This window comes from Curtobacterium sp. BH-2-1-1 (assembly GCF_001806325.1).
GTDB lineage: Bacteria > Actinomycetota > Actinomycetes > Actinomycetales > Microbacteriaceae > Curtobacterium.
Map to the genome: position 1 here is coordinate 955,257 of NZ_CP017580.1, position 15,127 is coordinate 970,383.

At 72.0% G+C, this 15,127-nt stretch carries 19 protein-coding genes; 4 read left to right on the top strand and 15 right to left on the bottom strand.

The window, feature by feature from the left end; translation table 11 throughout:
* Nucleotides 1–22: 22 nt before the first annotated feature.
* From BJK06_RS04365 to BJK06_RS04415, 11 genes are all read right to left on the bottom strand, one after another.
* Nucleotides 23–1,744 carry an MFS transporter gene (locus tag BJK06_RS04365; RefSeq protein ID WP_258027700.1) on the bottom strand — a complete coding sequence of 574 codons (1,722 nt, stop codon included), beginning with the start codon at nucleotides 1,742–1,744 and terminating at the stop codon, nucleotides 23–25.
* A gap of 1 nt (nucleotide 1,745) precedes the next feature.
* Nucleotides 1,746–3,071: an NtaA/DmoA family FMN-dependent monooxygenase gene (locus tag BJK06_RS04370; RefSeq protein WP_258027740.1), complete on the bottom strand. Its 1,326-nt coding sequence runs from the start codon at nucleotides 3,069–3,071 to the stop codon at nucleotides 1,746–1,748.
* A 5-nt stretch (nucleotides 3,072–3,076) separates the two neighbouring features.
* Nucleotides 3,077–3,784, bottom strand: coding sequence for a cysteine hydrolase family protein (locus BJK06_RS04375; protein WP_258027701.1), 708 nt, complete (start codon nucleotides 3,782–3,784; stop codon nucleotides 3,077–3,079).
* Complete coding sequence (locus tag BJK06_RS04380) at nucleotides 3,781–4,845, bottom strand: LLM class flavin-dependent oxidoreductase (RefSeq protein ID WP_070416857.1); 1,065 nt, start codon at nucleotides 4,843–4,845, stop codon at nucleotides 3,781–3,783. The genes BJK06_RS04375 and BJK06_RS04380 overlap by 4 nt, the downstream gene beginning before the upstream one ends.
* Nucleotides 4,846–4,925: 80 nt before the next feature.
* Entirely contained in the window at nucleotides 4,926–6,068 is a 1,143-nt protein-coding gene (locus BJK06_RS04385; RefSeq protein ID WP_070416858.1) for an ABC transporter substrate-binding protein, read from the bottom strand.
* 226 nt (nucleotides 6,069–6,294) lie between these two features.
* Complete coding sequence (locus tag BJK06_RS04390; protein WP_083295048.1) at nucleotides 6,295–7,140, bottom strand: ABC transporter permease; 846 nt, start codon at nucleotides 7,138–7,140, stop codon at nucleotides 6,295–6,297.
* Nucleotides 7,141–7,153: 13 nt separating this feature from the next.
* Nucleotides 7,154–7,981: an ABC transporter ATP-binding protein gene (locus BJK06_RS04395; protein WP_070419216.1), complete on the bottom strand. Its 828-nt coding sequence runs from the start codon at nucleotides 7,979–7,981 to the stop codon at nucleotides 7,154–7,156.
* Between the two features lie 175 nt (nucleotides 7,982–8,156).
* On the bottom strand, nucleotides 8,157–8,570 hold the full coding sequence (locus tag BJK06_RS04400) for a hypothetical protein (protein ID WP_070416859.1): 414 nt from the start codon (nucleotides 8,568–8,570) through the stop codon (nucleotides 8,157–8,159).
* Nucleotides 8,571–8,591: 21 nt separating this feature from the next.
* Nucleotides 8,592–9,014, bottom strand: a complete 423-nt coding sequence (locus BJK06_RS04405; RefSeq protein WP_070416860.1) for a hypothetical protein — start codon at nucleotides 9,012–9,014, stop codon at nucleotides 8,592–8,594.
* The gene (locus BJK06_RS04410; RefSeq protein ID WP_070416861.1) at nucleotides 9,011–9,616 is read right to left on the bottom strand and encodes a nucleotidyltransferase domain-containing protein; all 606 of its coding nucleotides are present in this window, start codon (nucleotides 9,614–9,616) and stop codon (nucleotides 9,011–9,013) included. Before BJK06_RS04410 ends, BJK06_RS04405 begins: the two co-directional genes overlap by 4 nt.
* A 52-nt stretch (nucleotides 9,617–9,668) precedes the next feature.
* Nucleotides 9,669–10,436 (bottom strand): SDR family NAD(P)-dependent oxidoreductase, encoded by a 768-nt coding sequence (locus tag BJK06_RS04415; protein ID WP_070416862.1) that lies wholly within the window; start codon nucleotides 10,434–10,436, stop codon nucleotides 9,669–9,671.
* Nucleotides 10,437–10,504: 68 nt separating this feature from the next.
* Here BJK06_RS04415 and BJK06_RS04420 point away from each other — a divergent pair, with 68 nt between their 5' ends.
* Nucleotides 10,505–11,083, top strand: coding sequence for a TetR family transcriptional regulator (locus BJK06_RS04420; protein WP_070416863.1), 579 nt, complete (start codon nucleotides 10,505–10,507; stop codon nucleotides 11,081–11,083).
* A 77-nt stretch (nucleotides 11,084–11,160) separates the two neighbouring features.
* Here the strand turns inward: BJK06_RS04420 and BJK06_RS04425 are convergent, their stop codons facing one another.
* Nucleotides 11,161–12,108, bottom strand: coding sequence for an aldo/keto reductase (locus BJK06_RS04425; protein ID WP_070416864.1), 948 nt, complete (start codon nucleotides 12,106–12,108; stop codon nucleotides 11,161–11,163).
* A gap of 105 nt (nucleotides 12,109–12,213) precedes the next feature.
* Between BJK06_RS04425 and BJK06_RS04430 the strand changes: the two genes are divergently transcribed.
* Genes BJK06_RS04430 through BJK06_RS04440 form a run of 3 tightly spaced genes read left to right on the top strand, consistent with a single transcriptional unit; the run spans nucleotide 12,214 to nucleotide 13,639 of the window.
* Nucleotides 12,214–12,813, top strand: coding sequence for a TetR family transcriptional regulator (locus BJK06_RS04430; protein ID WP_254790807.1), 600 nt, complete (start codon nucleotides 12,214–12,216; stop codon nucleotides 12,811–12,813).
* Between the two features lie 17 nt (nucleotides 12,814–12,830).
* Entirely contained in the window at nucleotides 12,831–13,247 is a 417-nt protein-coding gene (locus BJK06_RS04435; protein ID WP_175473767.1) for a VOC family protein, read from the top strand.
* Nucleotides 13,244–13,639 carry an arsenate reductase ArsC gene (locus BJK06_RS04440; protein ID WP_070416866.1) on the top strand — a complete coding sequence of 132 codons (396 nt, stop codon included), beginning with the start codon at nucleotides 13,244–13,246 and terminating at the stop codon, nucleotides 13,637–13,639. Before BJK06_RS04435 ends, BJK06_RS04440 begins: the two co-directional genes overlap by 4 nt.
* A gap of 15 nt (nucleotides 13,640–13,654) precedes the next feature.
* Here the strand turns inward: BJK06_RS04440 and BJK06_RS04445 are convergent, their stop codons facing one another.
* Genes BJK06_RS04445 through BJK06_RS04455 form a run of 3 tightly spaced genes read right to left on the bottom strand, consistent with a single transcriptional unit; the run spans nucleotide 13,655 to nucleotide 14,968 of the window.
* The gene (locus tag BJK06_RS04445) at nucleotides 13,655–13,924 is read right to left on the bottom strand and encodes a hypothetical protein (protein WP_070416867.1); all 270 of its coding nucleotides are present in this window, start codon (nucleotides 13,922–13,924) and stop codon (nucleotides 13,655–13,657) included.
* Nucleotides 13,925–13,949: 25 nt separating this feature from the next.
* Entirely contained in the window at nucleotides 13,950–14,453 is a 504-nt protein-coding gene (locus BJK06_RS04450) for a flavin reductase family protein (protein WP_070416868.1), read from the bottom strand.
* Complete coding sequence (locus BJK06_RS04455; protein WP_070416869.1) at nucleotides 14,450–14,968, bottom strand: NADPH-dependent FMN reductase; 519 nt, start codon at nucleotides 14,966–14,968, stop codon at nucleotides 14,450–14,452. The genes BJK06_RS04450 and BJK06_RS04455 overlap by 4 nt, the downstream gene beginning before the upstream one ends.
* Between the last annotated feature and the right edge of the window lie 159 nt (nucleotides 14,969–15,127).

Here is a 15,127-nt window from a genome sequence, read left to right on the forward strand (position 1 = left end):
ACGAACGGTCAGGGACGATCGGTCAGGAGCGGGCGAGCACCGCACGGGCCCGACGCTCGTCGGACCGCATCGCGGCGACGAGCGCGTCCGGCCCGCGGAACGTGCGCTGGCGTCGGATGCGCCGACCGACGGTGAGCTCGACGACCGAGCCGTACAGGTCGCCGTCGAAGTCGAGCACGTGGATCTCGACCGTGCGCGGTCGGTCGGGGAAGGTGCTGTTGCTGCCGATCGACACGAGGGCCTGCCGTGGCGGAGCGCCGACGGGAGCCGCGAGCCATCCGACGTAGACCCCGTCGACGGGGACGGGAGCAGCAGACTCGTCCTCGGGCCGCAGGTTCGCGGTGGGGAACCCCAGGTCGTGCCCGACCCCGGCACCGTGGACGATCACGCCGGTCAGGACGACCGGGGCACCCGGACGGCCGGACAGCGCACGCGCGGCGACCACGGCACCGCAGGCCACGAGCGCGAGCGCACCGAGCGCGACTGCGTCACCCGCGGTGGCGAGAAGCACGGCCGTCGCGGTGCTGCCGAGCACGGCGCCGAGCTGCTTCACGGTGTTGAAGACGCTCGACGCCGCCCCGACCGTCGCGGGACCCGCACCGAGGACCGCGGCGAGGGAGAACGGCGACCAGACGAACGCGTTCGCGATCCCGAACCCGGTGAAGGCCGCGGCGATCGTCCAGAGGGGCGCCGCGGCACCGACGAGCACCGCGGTCAGTGCCACCGACACGACGAGCAGGACGGCTCCGACCGTCGCGGTCGCCCGGGGTCCGGCGGTGTTCGTCATGCGGCCCACGAACGGCGCCGAGGCGAGGCACGCGACCCCCATCGGCACGAGCACGAGGGCCGCCGATCCCGCACTCAGCCCGCGGGTCTGCTGCAGGTCGAGCATGAGCGGGATCGGGGCGGACCCGACGCAGAACGACGCGGCCGTGGCGCCCCACGACCCGGTCACGAAACCGCGGTCGCGGAAGAGGGCGAGCGGCACGAGGGCGCGGTCGCCGGCACGCCGCTGCCGGACGAGGACCGCTGCCACCACCGCGGCGCCGAGCAGGACCGCACCGCCACGGGCGACCGGGTCGGCGAGCAGCCCGGTGTCCGTGCCCTGCACGCCGACGACCACACCGAAGACCCCCACGGTCACGCCGACGACGGCGAACAGGGGCAGCGGGACCGCGATGCGCCGCGAGACGGGCACGAAGCGGAGGACCGCGATCGCCGTGACGATCCCGACGGGCACGTTCACGAGGAACACCGACGGCCACCCCCACGCCTCGACGAGCAGCCCGCCGACGATCGGCCCGGCGACCGTCGCCGCCCCGCCGCCGGCGCTCCAGACGGCGAGCGCGACGGCGAGCCTCGGCGGTTCGAACAGCGACCGGATCACGGTCAGGCACTGCGGGGTGAGCAGCGCAGCGCCGAGGCCCTGGACCGCACGCCAGGCGACGAGGGCGCCGATCCCGGGCGCGGCCGCGCACCCGACCGAGGCGATCGTGAAGACCGCGAGCCCGACGAGGTACACGCGCCGGTGTCCGAACCGATCGCCGAGCCGGCCCGCCACGAGCAGCGGGACGGCGAACGCGAAGAGGTAGGCGCTGTTCACCCACACCGACGTCGACGCGTCGGCACCGAGGTCACGCCCGAGGTCGGGCAGGGCGACGGACACGATCGTGCTGTCGAGCAGCAGCATGAAGAAGCCGAGGCAGAGCCCGCCGAGCGCGAGCCACCGACGGGCCGGGGTCACCTCACACCGCCAGGTTCTCGCGGAGCGTGGCCCCCGGGTACCGCGGCGCGAGGGCCCCGCGGCAGCGGAGCTCCGGCACGAGCATCTCGCTGAGGTCGGCGAACCCGGACGGCATCCCGAGCGGACTGGACAGCATGTAGCCGCCCCTCCCACCGGTCGCGGCGAAGTTCTCCTGGAGCGCGTCGGCCACTCCCGCGGCGTCGCCGACGAGCATGTGGTCGAGGCCGGTCGCGGCGCGCCACCCGTGCTCGAAGAAGTCGTCGCGGTCCATCGTGTGGTCCTCACCGAACTCGGCGACCAGGCTGCCGACGAGTCCCGCCGGGCTCGCCTGGGCGGCGACGATCTCGTCGCGCAGGTCCCCGAGCCGGAAGGAGGTAGGCAGCGTCGAGAAGTCGTACCCGGCGTTGTGCGAGATGAAGGTCCCGACGGCCTCGCGGTTCCAGAACGACAGGAGCGAGTCCCGTCGGGCCTGGGCTTCGGCGAGCGTCGCGCCGACGATCACCTGGGTCGCCCAGAGGATCCCGACCGCGGCGGGGTCCCGTCCGGCGTCCGTCAGTGCCGCGTCGAGGGCGTTCCGGTGTCGGAGCTGCCCGGCGACACTCGCCCCGAACCCGAACACGAGGTCGGCGAACGACGCACTCGCGGCGATGCCCCGCGGCGAGTTGCCCGCCTGCACGACGACCGGGTGGCGCTGCGGACTCGGGACGCTGGCGAGCGGCCCCCGCACCTTGAAGAACCGGCCGTCGTGGTCGATGGGGTGCACGCGCGACGGGTCGGCGAAGCGCCCGGTCGCCCGGTCGCGGACGATCGCGTCCGGCGCCACGGAGTCCCAGAGCGCACGGCAGACGCCGATGAACTCCTCCATCCGCTCGTACCGGAGATCGTGGTCGATCAGGTGGTCGGAGCCGTAGTTCGCGGCGTCCGCACCCCGAGAGGACGCGACGACGTTGAACGCCATCCGGCCGCCCGTGACGTGGTCGAGCGAGTTGAGCAGCCGTGCGGTGGAGAACGGGTGCGTGAAGGTCGACGAGTAGGTGAGTCCGAACCCGATGTGCTCGGTCACCGTCGACATCGCCGCGATGACCGGCGACATGTCCTGCCGGGGCCACTGGATCCCCCACTCGACCGCCGGGTCGATGCTGCCGCGCCACGTGCTCGGGACACCGGAGCCGTCACCGAAGAACAGCATGTCGACGCCGGCGCGCTCGGCCGTCCGGGCCACCTCCATGTACATGCGGACGTCGGGGAAGTCCTGGCCGACCCAGCTGCCGGGTGCCGCCCAGCGCCCCTCGGTGTGGGTGAAGGACAGGTCGTAGGCGATGTGCATGCCGCTCACGGGGCACCCACCGGCGACGCCGCCCACGCCTGCCACAGCGCGGTGGTCTCGGCAGCGTCCGTGACGACACCGACGTTGAGCTCGATCATCGTGAGCGCGGCGTCGTGCACGTCGATGTCGTAGGCGGCGGTGGCGTCCGACGGCACCACGACGGGCCAGCCGAGCTGCATCGCGTCCTGCGCCGTCGCGAAGACGCAGCACTCGGTCGTGAGTCCCACGACGGTCAGCCAGCCGATCCCTGCGGTGGTGAGCCGCGCCTCCAGGTCCGTGCCGAGGAACCCGCTGTAGCCGCGCTTGACGACGCGGGTCTCACCGGGCGCCGGCGCCGTGCCGTACCACTCGGCGCCGGCGGTGCCGATGCGGCAGGGCTCGTCCTCCGGCATCGGTCCGTCGAGCGCACCGCCGCGCAGCCACGTGCTGCTGTGCCACGGGGCGGACGGGTCGCTGCCGAGCTCGACCCAGACGACGGGGACGCCGGTGGCTCGCGCCTCGTCGACGAGGGCGCCGATCCGGACGATCGCGGCGTCCACCGCGGCGAACGCACGGTCGTCGAGCCCGTAGCCGGCGATGCGCGCGGGTTCACCGAAGTCGCGCTGCACGTCGACGACGACGAGCGCCGGCGTGCGGCCACCAGCACCGGACGACGAGGGGCCGTCCAGCAACCGGGCGAGTCGCGGGTCGAGCCCGCCGCTGCCGCCGGTCACCGGACGACCGCCGCGTCGTGCTGGCGGAGTGCCGGCAGGACGGTCTCGCCGAAGCGCACCATGTCCTGGTCGTACTCGGGGAAGATCAGCATGAGGCCGTCGAGCTCGCCCCGGTCGACGATGTACTCGATGTGCTCCGTGACGGTCTCGGCGGAACCGGCGACGTAGGCGGTCTGGAACGCGTCCTCACCCGCAGCACCGTCCGCCCACGCACGGGCCTGCTCGGCGGGGACGCCCCACGACGCCCGCATCGAGGCCAGTGCCTCGCGGTCGACGCCGGCACCCCACTCGCGCACCTTCCGCTGCGCTGCCTCGTCGGTCTCGTCCTGCACGACGGTGAGCATCGAGTAGGTCCGGCACACCCGACCCTCGTCGGCCGCGCGGTCGTGGACGTCGCGGGACAGGTCGCGCATCTCGTCGAGGCTGTCCGCAGCGAGGAACGCACCGTCGGCGTACTTCGCCTGGAACGCGCGAGCGGCCTCGGACTTGCCGGCGCTGATGATCGTCGGCCTGCTGGCCGGGTGCGGGCGGGACTCGCAGGCGTCGAGGTCGAAGTACGGTGTGTGCATCGTGACGCTGTCCTCGGTCCAGAGGCGGGTGACCGCTTCGGTCCAGAGCTCGGTCATCCGGTAGCGGTCGGCGTGGCTGAGGCCGGCGTCCCAGATCCCGAACTGCTCGAACTCGGCCGCGTAGGCCCCGTTGACGATGTTCATGCCCGCCCGACCCCCGGAGATGTCCTGCAGCGTCGTGTACATCTTCGCCGCGACGGCCGGGTTGTGGACGTTCGCGTGCATGGTCGCCCAGATCTTCACGCGCTCGGTCGCCTCGGCGATCCCGGCCATCATCGTCATCGACTCGAGGGAGCGTCCCCAGTGGTCGGTGCTCCCGCCGAAGCCGCGCCACTTCGCCATCGACATCACGAAGTCGAGGCCGATCGCTTCGGCGTGCAGGGCTGCGCGCTTGTTCCAGGCGTAGGTCGCCTCGGGGTGGGGGGCGGTGTCGGACAGCATCCATCCGCCGTTGCCGATCGGGAGGAAGATCCCGTACTCCTTCGCGGGCATGGTGCGCCGCCTCTCTGGTCGTTGCTCGGTGCGTGTCACGTCGTGCCGGGTGGGTCGCGCGTCCGCGCGACCCACCGTGGTCACGGCGCGGGCCAGACGGTCTCGCCGTCCTTCGTGATCGCGTCGATGTACTCGTTCGTGAACCAGCTCTTCGCGTCGTCCGCGGTCACCGAGCTCTTCACGATGTCGAACTGGTGCAGCATGTCGACGAGCTTCGACACGTTCTCGGGGTCGATGCCCCCGAGCGGCTGGCCCGGCGTCGGGTTGTCCGCGATGACCTTCGTTTCGGTCGTCCAGATCTTCGCGTTCTGCGCCTCGTCGTAGGTCGCGCCGGAGAGCTTCGCGGCGTACCCGACGCACTGCTTCGTCTTCGCGGCGCTCGACGAGCAGAAGTCGTAGGCGTGCAGCGCGGCGCGCAGGACGTCCTCGACGGCGGTCGGGTGGGCCTTCGCGAACGCGGGGTTCACGGCCATCGCGCCGATCGACGAGGGGATCCCGTAGTCGACGGGCTGCCACACGGTGACGTCGTCGCCGGCGGCCTTGAGCAGGTTCGGCTCGTTCGACACGAAGCCGGTGAGCGCCTCGAGACCGTTCTGCTTGCGCGGCAGGACCGAGGGGTCGTAGCCCTCCTTCACGAGGGTGAGCGAGTCCCAGTCCACCCCGGCCTTCTCCATCATCGCCCGGACGGAGGCGGGGACGTAGCCCTTGTGGCCGACGACCTTCCCGTCGAGCTGCGGGAGCTTCGTGATGTCCTTGTTCGTCATCAGGATGTCGAGCCCGGCGTTCGAGTACGACGAGATGCCGGTGATGTCGATGCCGTTCGCCCGGGCCTGGATGAGGTCCTGCTCCGCAACGGCCGACACGGTCGCCTGGCCGCTCGCGAGGAGCTTGGTGTTCTGCGCGGTGTCGCCCGACCCGGGCTTGAGGGTGACGTCGAGGCAGAGGTCCTTGAAGTAGCCCAGTTCGTCGGCCGCGATGTACTCGAGGATCGACGCCGAGGACTGGTACTGGTAGCCGGACAGGTAGGTGATGGGGCCGGCGGCCTTGTTCTCCTTGCACCGTTCGGCGGAGATGGCGCTGCCCTCGGACGAGCCGGTGCCCGCGCTCGAGCCGGTGCTGCAGCCGGTGAGGGCGAGGGCCACGGCGGCGGTGGCGGCGAGGGTCGCGAGCGCGGCCGTGGTGCGGTGCGGGCGGGTGCGGTGCGGGTGGGTGCGGTGCTGCATGGTCACTCCTGTGGGAAGGGATGGGTGGTGCAGGGCGGGGGCGGGGCGGGGGGCGGGGGCGGGGGCGGGGTGTGGGTCGGGGTGGTCGGGGTGGTCGTCGGGTTTCGGCCTGGAGGCGCGGCTGGCCTCGCGTGGGCAGGCTCGCGCCGACGGGTGGTGCTGCTCGGCCGCGGGGCGGCGGTGCGGTGGCCGGGCGGTGCGGCGGGTGGCGGGGCGGCGGTCGCCGTCAGTCGTTCGCGGTGCGGTGCCAGCGGAGGACCCGCCGCTCGACGAGCGAGATGAGTCCGAGCAGGACCACGCCCATCACCGCGAGGATCGCGATCGCGGCGTACACCACGGCGAGCTGGTTCATCGACGACGCCGTGCTGATCACGGTGCCGAGCCCACCCGTCGAGCCCGACGCGGAGAGTTCCGCCACGACCGCGCCGATGATCGACAGCGGGAACACGATGCGGAGCGCCGCGAAGACGAACGGCAGGGCGTTCGGGATGCGCAGGTGCACGAGCATCTCGAGGCGGGACGCGTCGATCGTCCGGTACACCTGCAGCACGGGCTGCGGGACGGACCGGAGCCCGGCCGCGGTGTTGATGAGGATCGGGAAGAAGCAGATGAGCGCCGTGATCACGAGCTTCGGCAGCGGGCCGAACCCGAACGCCACCACCAGGGCCGGGGCGATCGCGACGAGCGGCGTCACGTTGAGGACGATCGCGATCGGCATCACCGCGCGGCGGACGATCGGCAGCTCGCTCGTCAGCACGGCGAGGACGAACGCGGCCACGAACCCGATGCCGAGGCCGACGAGCGACTCGACGAGGGTGATCCCGGCGTTCTGCAGGTAGTAGGGCAGCTGCGTGGCGAGGGTCTCCCCCACCGCGGGCAGCGGCGGCAGCAGGTACGGCATCGTCGTCGCGCCGATCTGCCAGAGCACGGCGAGGACGGCGAGCATCACGACGAGGGGCGCCCAGACCGTCGGGCGGATCCAACCGGGGAGCGGCCGACGGGTCGCTGCGGCCTCGGACTCGGCGGTGGTGGTCGTGGCGGAGGCGGTGGAGGTCGTGCTGGTGGTGGTCATCGTGTCGTCTCCCTCAGGCCGCGTCCGTCGCACGCCACGCGTTGTGCAACCGCGTGCGGACGAGGTCCTCGTACTCGTGGAAGCGCCGTTCCTCGAACAGACGCTGGTTCCGCGGTCGCGGCAGGTCGATGTCGATGACGTCGACGATGCGCCCGGGACGCGGCGCCATCACGACCACGGTGTCCGACATCCGGACCGCCTCGGACACGGAGTGCGTGACGAAGAGCACCGTCGTCCGCAGCTCGTCCCAGAGGTCGAGCAGCTGGTCCTGCAGGGCCTCGCGGGTGAACTCGTCGAGGGCCGAGAACGGCTCGTCCATGAGCAGCACGTCGGGGCGCAGGCCGAACGCCCGGACGATCGCCGCACGCTGCTGCATGCCACCGGAGAGCTGGGCGGGCAGCTTGTCCTCCGCCTCGCCGAGCCCGGCCATCCGGAGCAGCTGGCGCATGTCCGGGCCGCTGTCCGCACCGCGCTCCGCGAGGTCCTCGATCGCGGCGCGCCGACGACCGGCACCGGGGTTGACCCGTCCGGCGAGGGAGACGTTCTGCAGCACGGTGAGCCAGGGCAGCAGCGCCGGCGTCTGGGGCACGAGGCCGATGAGCTTCGCCGCGCACGCCTGCGCCGGGGTGACGCCGTGGACCTGCACGTCGCCGCGGTCGGCGGGCTCGAGGCCGGCGACGAGCCGCAGCAGCGTCGACTTCCCGCAGCCGCTCGGGCCGATGAGCGACACGAACTTCCCGGGCTCGATCATCAGCTCGACGTCGTCGAGGGCCACCATGGCGCTCGGACCGCTGCCGTACACCTTGCGCACCGCGTCCACCCGGACCGCTGCTGTGGTCATCCGTTCCTCCATACCGTCGGCGAGCACGCAGGCTCGGTCTCGTATGGCGGAGAGCGTGCGTCGCGAGCTCGGGTTCGTCTGCGACGCGGAAATCCGCTGCTGGTGATGAGGTTAGGACGCTCGTGTTACGGAGTCTGGCCACATGTGTTGCGAACGTGTGAACGACTGCACGGGGTCAGCGCTGCGAGGGCGCCGCCGTCCGCCCGTCCCAGACGAGCACCTCGATCCCGAGGTCCTCGGCAGCCACCGAGACCCACCCGGCGAGCGCCCGCGCTGCCGGTTCGGCGACGACGAGGACGGCCCGCTCGGCCCCGGGGACGGACTGCCGCAACCACAGCAGCTTGAACAGGTCGGCCATCACCTTGTTGCGCCAGGCCGGCTTGTAGGCGCCCTGGTTCGCCACGAGCTGCACCACCACGCGGTCGTCGGCGTCGATGCCCTCGACCTCGACCCGGGCACGGTCGAGCACGACGGTGCGGGGGCGGAGGACGAGCCCGAGTGCGGTCCCGGTGTCGTCGAGCATCCGCCGCTCGACGGAGTCGGGGGCGAACCGGCCCCAGTCGGAGCGGGCATCGGGGACCTCGGTCATGTCGGCAGTGTAGGCGGCCGCTCAGTCCGAGCGCGCCGCCGACTCCAGTGCCTCCGCCGCCGCTGCCGCGCGCACGATGTCCGTGTCACTCACGGACATCGCGTTGTACTCGGCCTTGTTCTTCACGGCGAGGAGTACCTCGAGGTGCTTCGCGACCGCCTGCCCGGCCGCCGCTCGGAGCACCGGAACGGCCTCGTCGTGGGCACCGGTCCGCGAGTACCTGCCGGTCCTCGCGACGCAGATCGCGTCCGCCGCGGCGATCCCGCTCAGCACGCACTGCACGACGAAGGCGTTCGCGAACGGCGACGTCGAGGTGAGCACCCCCGACTCTCCCCCGAGCTCGCGCAGCGTGTCGGCAGCGTCGAGGAATTCGGTGGCCTTCGCGAGTCGGCCCCGGCGGAACGACTCGTCGCCCTGCGCGGTGGTGCCGGTACGCGGTGTCACCCGGCCAGCGTACGGAGCTTCCGGGACAGCCAACGACCATCACCTGCGATGGGAACACCGTCCCTGGCGACGGACGCGAGGAGCGGATCCGCAGCGTCGATCTCGCTCTCGTCGAAGACCACGGGACGCACGACGTTCCCGGTCCACCTCTGCGCGCGTTCGCACAGCGCGTGGACGGCGTCCTCCGCCTCGGGACGACGCCCGGCGATGACGACGAAGCAGAGGTCGAGATCACTGTCCGGCCGCATCTCACCCCGGGCACCGGAGCCGAACACGGCCGCGTACCGGAGTGGGAGGCCGTCGCACCCGACGGTGAGCCGCTCGAGGAGCTCGCGCCGCATGTCCGCCAGCGCTCGGACCGCACCAGCGGCGAGGTGGTCGGGGTTCAGCGCGAACGCCTTCGTCCGTCCGGTCCGGAACCCGTTGACGATGCCCTGCTCCGTCAGCCGGTCGGCGCTGTTCCGCACACCGGCGTACGAGCGATCGGGCACGAGCCGACTGATGTCCGCGATCGTCATCGGTCCAGCCGCTCGGGAGAGCACCATCAGCACGTCACCGTCGACCGCAGTGGTCACGGAGGCGAACGGGCGCTGGAGCTGCATAGTGGTAGAAAACTACCGCAATCGGTAGTTTTCTACCACTCTGCCGCCCCGCTCAGACCACCGACCACCCGCCGTCGCTCGGCAGCACCGCGCCGTTCACGTTGGCCGAGTCGTCGCTGAGCAGCCATGTGATCGCCGCCGCGAGCTGCTCGGGCTGCGCCACCGGCGGGATCGTCGTCTGCATGATCGGCCCCACCCGTCCGGCCGCGTACTCGCTGCGCATCGGCGCCTCGATGTTCGTCGCCACCGCACCGGGCGCGACGGCGTTGGCGCGGATGCCCTGCGGCCCGTGGAAGAACGCGACGCTCTTCGTGAACCCGGCGATCGCGTGCTTCGACGCCGTGTACGCAGCACCCGCGGCCGACGCCCGGAGCGCCGCCTCGGACGCCACGTTCACGACCGCACCGCGTCCGGCGGCGATCATCAGCGGCAGGACCGCTCGGGTGAGCCGCATCGGCCCGGTGACGTTCACGCTGAAGACGCGGTCCCAGGTGGCGTCGTCGACCTCGCTCGGCGGGAGGAACGCGTCCATGATGCCGGCGACGTTCGCGAGCCCGTCGACCCGGTCGCCCGCGGCGGCGAGGAGCGCGTCGATCGTCTCCGGCGCGGCGACGTCGCCGATGACGGTCTCGACGTCGAGGCCGGCGGCGTCGACGAGTTCGGCGCGCAGCACATCGAGCCGTTCGGCGACGACGTCGGTGGCGATCACGCGCCCACCCTCGTTCGCGATGCGCGTCGCCGTGGCGCGTCCGATGCCGGAACCCGCTCCGGTGACGATGATGGTCCTGCCGGTGAACCGTCCGGCGGTGGTGTCGGTCATGTCGTCTCCTCACTGAGAGGCGCTCGCTGCGCCACCACAGTTGTAGCACTCAGTGCCGAAAGGAATCCATGAGCTCGACGAGCGACCGGCCGACCGGACGCCCGCGGACGATCGACCCCGCCGCGGCGTCGCTCGTGGCCCTGCGGCTCTTCGACGAGCAGGGCTTCGACGCCGTCTCGATGGACGACGTCGCGACGGCCACCGGGGTCAGCCGCCGCTCGTTGTTCCGGCTCTTCCCGAGCAAGGCCTCGCTCGTGTGGGGCGGCCTCGACGAGTTCGCGGTGCGCTTCACCGACGAGCTCCGCCTCCGTCCGGCGTCCGAGTCCGCGTGGGTCGCGCTCCGCGCCGCGTACCGGGTCGGTGCCACGTTCCCGGACGACACGATCGAGATCACCCGCCACCGCCTGCGGGTCATCCGCGCGAACCCCTCCCTCGAGCGCGGCGGGGAGGCCGCGTCCACGGCCCTGACCGGGGTGATCGAGCGGTTCGTGGCCGAGCGGGACGGCGGCTCGGTCGACGACCTCGCGACGCGGGTCCGCGCACACGCCCTCGCAGCGGCGGCGAGCACGGCGCTCACGTGGTGGGCGACGCACGGCGAGGGCCGCCCCGAGGACGTCGTCGACGAGGCCCTCGCGCTGTTCGGCTGACGGACGGGAGGCGCAGTGCGGGCACGCACCGCGCCTCCCGTCCGTCACCGGTCGCGCCCACTGCCCACCGACGCCCGTCAGACCCGGCTCTCGATGCGCTTGCCGCGCACGTCGCGCGAGAGCGCGTCGATGCGCGCCAGGTCGTCGGCCGTGAGGACGACACCGGCCGCCGCGACGTTCTGCGCGACCCGGTCGGGGTTCTTCGACCCCGGGATCGGGACGACGTCGCCCCGCTGCGCCAGGATCCACGCGAGGGACAGCTGCGAGAGCGGGACGCCGTGCTCGTCGGCGATCGCGGTCAGCGCCCGGACGACCGCGACGTTCTGGTCGAAGTGCTCCGGCGCCCACCACTCGAGCATGTGCCGGATGTCGTCCTCGGGGTAGGCGGACCGCGGCTGGACGGCCCCGCCGAGGAAGCCGCGCGCGAGCGGCGAGTAGGCCACGAGCCCGATGCCGAGCTCGTCGACGAGCGGGAAGAGTTCCTCGGACTCCCGGGCGAACACGGAGTACTCGGTCTGGAACGCCGAGATCGGGTGCACGGCGTGGGCCCGACGGAGCTGGTCGCCGTCGGTGTTCGAGAGCCCGAGGTACTTGACCTTGCCGGCCTGCACGTACTCCGCCATCACGCCGACGACGTCCTCGATCGGCACGGCCGGGTCGTGGACGTGCTGGTAGAGGAGGTCGATCGAGTCGGTGCCGAGGTTCCGCAGGCTCTGGTCGACGACCTCGCGGATGTGCTCGGGGCGGGAGTCGGGCGCCCAGTCGTCCGCGGTGAAGCCGAACTTGGTGGCGATGGTGACCTCGTCGCGGACGGGCGCCAGGGCCGCACCGAGGAGTCGTTCCCCGGCACCCCACCCGTACATCTCAGCGGTGTCGAAGTGGGTGACGCCGAGGTCGTGCGCGCGACGGATCGCCGCGATGGACTCGGTGTCGTCGGCGGGCCCGTACGCGAAGACCGTCCCCATCGCACCGTAGCCGATGGATCCGACCGCGAGGCCCTGGGTCCCGAGAGTGCGCTGCTGCATGTGCCATCCTTCCGTCGTGTCTGGCGATGCAGATGACACTGTACGCCCGTTCTGTCAGTCCCTGACAACTTGGTCATGTTCCGCCTCCCTCGGTACGATGCCGTCGTGGGTGAGACGAGCGCGCGGACCGGACTGCGGGACATCACGCGCGAAGCCGTGCGCGCGCGGATCGCAGCGGTCGCCGTCGCTCGGTTCGACCGCGACGGGTTCGACGCCGTCACCGTCGAGCAGATCGCGGCCGAGGTCGGCATCTCGGCGCGGAGCTTCCACCGGTACTTCCCGGCGAAGGAGGACGCCGTCATCGGCGATCCACTGCGGCACCGGGGTGCGCTCGCGGAGGCGCTCCGGGAGCGTCCGGACGACGAACCGGCCTGGACCGCGCTGCGCGAGGCGTTCGTCGGCATGATGGTCCGCGCCGACGAGGACCCCGAGTCCGGTCGGCGGTCGGTCCGCGTCATGACGTCGACGCCGTCGCTCCGCGCCCGCAACCTCGAGAAGCACCTCGCCTGGGCGGACGTCCTGACGCCGATCCTGACCGAGCGGCTGCGCGCCGGGGACCCCGACGGCGCCGAGCTCGGTGCGGCCGTCCTCGTGCAGGCCGCGCTCGGGTGCTTCGACGTCGCGATCGCCACCTGGTCCGTCACCGACGAGGACGCTCCGGCCCTGCTGCGCCGGACGTTCGACACGCTCGCCGCGGCGGTCTGAGCGGTAGGGTCCGGGGCATGAACGTGAACGGGCCCTCGCCCTACTTCCAGTTCGACGGCACCGCGCTCCAGGCACTCGGGCGCTGGCAGGACGTCTTCGGCGGCGAACTCAGCATCGCCACCTTCGCGGACTTCTCGCGCACCGACGGCCCCGCCGACGCGGTCGCGCACGGGCAGCTCACCGGCGGCGGCATCACGCTGTTCGCCGCCGACGCCCCGACCGGCGAGACCTCGTTCTCTGCGACCGGGCTGCTCTTCTCCCTGCTCGGCGCCGCCGAACCCGACGTGCTCCGCGGCTGGTTCGACGACCTCGCCTCGGACGGCGCCGTCGTGGACCCACTGCAGGAACGTCCGTGGGGCGACTGGGACGGCACCGTGCGGGACGTCTTCGGCGTCACCTGGCTGATCGGCTTCGAGGCGGCGGCACTCGCGTGACCGACCGCCCCACCGTGCTCTTCGTGTGCGTGCACAACGCCGGCCGGTCCCAGATGGCCGCCGGCTACCTGCAGCACCTCGCGGGCGACCGCGTCCGGGTGTTCTCGGCCGGCAGCGAACCGGCCGACCGCGTCAACGCCGTCGCGGTCGAGGCCATGGCGGAGGAGGGCATCGACATCGCGACTGCCGTCCCCGCCGTGCTCGAGACCGACACCGTGCGGGAGTCCGACGTCGTCATCACGATGGGCTGCGGCGACGCGTGCCCGGTGTTCCCCGGGAAGCGCTACGAGGACTGGGAGCTCGACGACCCGGCCGGGCAGCCGATCGAGCGCGTCCGCCCCGTCCGGGACGCCATCCGCGCGCGGGTCGAGCAGCTGATCGCGACCCTCTGAGCAGGGAGCCCGACGCTACCGCTCGTCGAGCGCCAGCAGCGGTGCCCAGTACGCATCGGGCCCGTCGGCGACCACGGCGTCCGGTTCGAAGCGGAAGCCGTAGCCGCGGACGAAGTCGAGGGCCGCTGCCTGCTCCCCCGCCGCGTCGTCGTCCGCCTCGTCGAAGAGGTACTCGCCGTGTCCCATCCGGACGCCCGAGTCGCTGATCACCGTGAGGTCCCAGCGGCCCTCCTCGGCTCGTTCGATCCGCACGACGGCGGCCTGCTCAGCGGTGAAGTCAGCCATGCGGCGAGCATACGGACGTCACGCGTCAGGCGCTCAGCTTCGCGAACGACGACCGGTGCCAGACCAGCGGGCTGTGCGCGAAGTCGGACATCAGGCCGTTCACGCGGAGCACGACGATGTCGTGGTCGCCCGCCGGGTACGTGTGCTCCACCGAGCACTCCATCCAGATCGGTGCCCCCTCGAGGAACACCGCGCCCGTGTCGGACACCGTCGTGTCCACGCCGACGAAGCGCACGGACTTGTCGCGCGAGGCGAGCTGCCGCGTGACGTTCTCGTGCCGTTCGCCGAGCACCGAGACGCCGATCGACTCCGCTCCGGCCAGCGCCGGCCAGGTGGACGACGAGTGCTGCACGGCGAACATCACGAGCGGTGGGTCCTGCGAGACGCCGACGGTGAAGGACGACGCGACGAGCACCGTGGGGGCGTCGTCGACGATCGCGGAGAGTGCGGCGACGCCGCAGGGGAACCCGGAGAACGCCTGCCGGAGGAGCGTCGGGTCCGCGGACTCGGCGGTGTAGGGCTTGATCATGCGCTGGTGCCTTCCTTGGTCGGTGCGGATGCGGCGGCGAGGACGACGTCCCGCCAGCGGGCGAGCCAGCCCTCGGTCGACGACTCGTCGGTGTAGTGCTTGTCGTTCAGGTACAGCCCCTGCACGGGCACGGTGGCGCCGAGCTCGACGAGCACGGGCTTGAGGAACACCTCGGGGGCCATGTGGTGCGCGGGACCGGCGCCGAGCATGAGCGGGACGGCGGTCACCCCGGCGAGCCCGTCGGCCGTCGTGAACTGGTCGAGGAACAGCTTCAGGACGCCCGTGTAGGTGGCCTTGAACGTGGGCGAGGCGACCACGACGAGGTCGGACGCGGCGACGGTCGCGACCGCGGCCTGCACTCCGGGGTCGCCCCAGCCGAGGATCCCCGGTCCGAGGGCGATGACGTCGACGACGTGGTCGGGCGCGGACCCGGTGAGTCGTTCGGCGACGATCGTCGCGGCCTCGAGCGTGTGCGAGCCGGGCTTGGGGTTGCCGGCGACGACGGTGGTGATCATGGCGACCGTTCCTCTCTCTCGGATCTCATCCAACGCCGTGGCGGTTACCCCGTCGTGAAGGTGCCGTTACCGTTCATTGCGCGAGCCGCCCTGGTGGTGGCCACACGGAAACCGCAGGTCAGGGGCGGAGTCGAGCCGCGCCTCCCGGGAACTCGCGTG

Bases quoted from the DNA above. Each gene is read 5' to 3' on its own strand.
- BJK06_RS04395 (WP_070419216.1), bottom strand. From the start codon at position 7,981: ATGACCACAGCAGCGGTCCGGGTGGACGCGGTGCGCAAGGTGTACGGC.
- BJK06_RS04370 (WP_258027740.1), bottom strand. From the start codon at position 3,071: ATGCACATCGCCTACGACCTGTCCTTCACCCACACCGAGGGGCGCTGG.
- BJK06_RS04380 (WP_070416857.1), bottom strand. From the start codon at position 4,845: ATGCCCGCGAAGGAGTACGGGATCTTCCTCCCGATCGGCAACGGCGGA.
- BJK06_RS04425 (WP_070416864.1), bottom strand. From the start codon at position 12,108: ATGCAGCAGCGCACTCTCGGGACCCAGGGCCTCGCGGTCGGATCCATC.
- BJK06_RS04455 (WP_070416869.1), bottom strand. From the start codon at position 14,968: ATGATCACCACCGTCGTCGCCGGCAACCCCAAGCCCGGCTCGCACACG.
- BJK06_RS04420 (WP_070416863.1), top strand. From the start codon at position 10,505: ATGAGCTCGACGAGCGACCGGCCGACCGGACGCCCGCGGACGATCGAC.
- BJK06_RS04415 (WP_070416862.1), bottom strand. From the start codon at position 10,436: ATGACCGACACCACCGCCGGACGGTTCACCGGCAGGACCATCATCGTC.
- BJK06_RS04410 (WP_070416861.1), bottom strand. From the start codon at position 9,616: ATGCAGCTCCAGCGCCCGTTCGCCTCCGTGACCACTGCGGTCGACGGT.
- BJK06_RS04450 (WP_070416868.1), bottom strand. From the start codon at position 14,453: ATGATCAAGCCCTACACCGCCGAGTCCGCGGACCCGACGCTCCTCCGG.
- BJK06_RS04385 (WP_070416858.1), bottom strand. From the start codon at position 6,068: ATGCAGCACCGCACCCACCCGCACCGCACCCGCCCGCACCGCACCACG.
- BJK06_RS04445 (WP_070416867.1), bottom strand. From the start codon at position 13,924: ATGGCTGACTTCACCGCTGAGCAGGCCGCCGTCGTGCGGATCGAACGA.
- BJK06_RS04400 (WP_070416859.1), bottom strand. From the start codon at position 8,570: ATGACCGAGGTCCCCGATGCCCGCTCCGACTGGGGCCGGTTCGCCCCC.
- BJK06_RS04390 (WP_083295048.1), bottom strand. From the start codon at position 7,140: ATGACCACCACCAGCACGACCTCCACCGCCTCCGCCACGACCACCACC.
- BJK06_RS04435 (WP_175473767.1), top strand. From the start codon at position 12,831: ATGAACGTGAACGGGCCCTCGCCCTACTTCCAGTTCGACGGCACCGCG.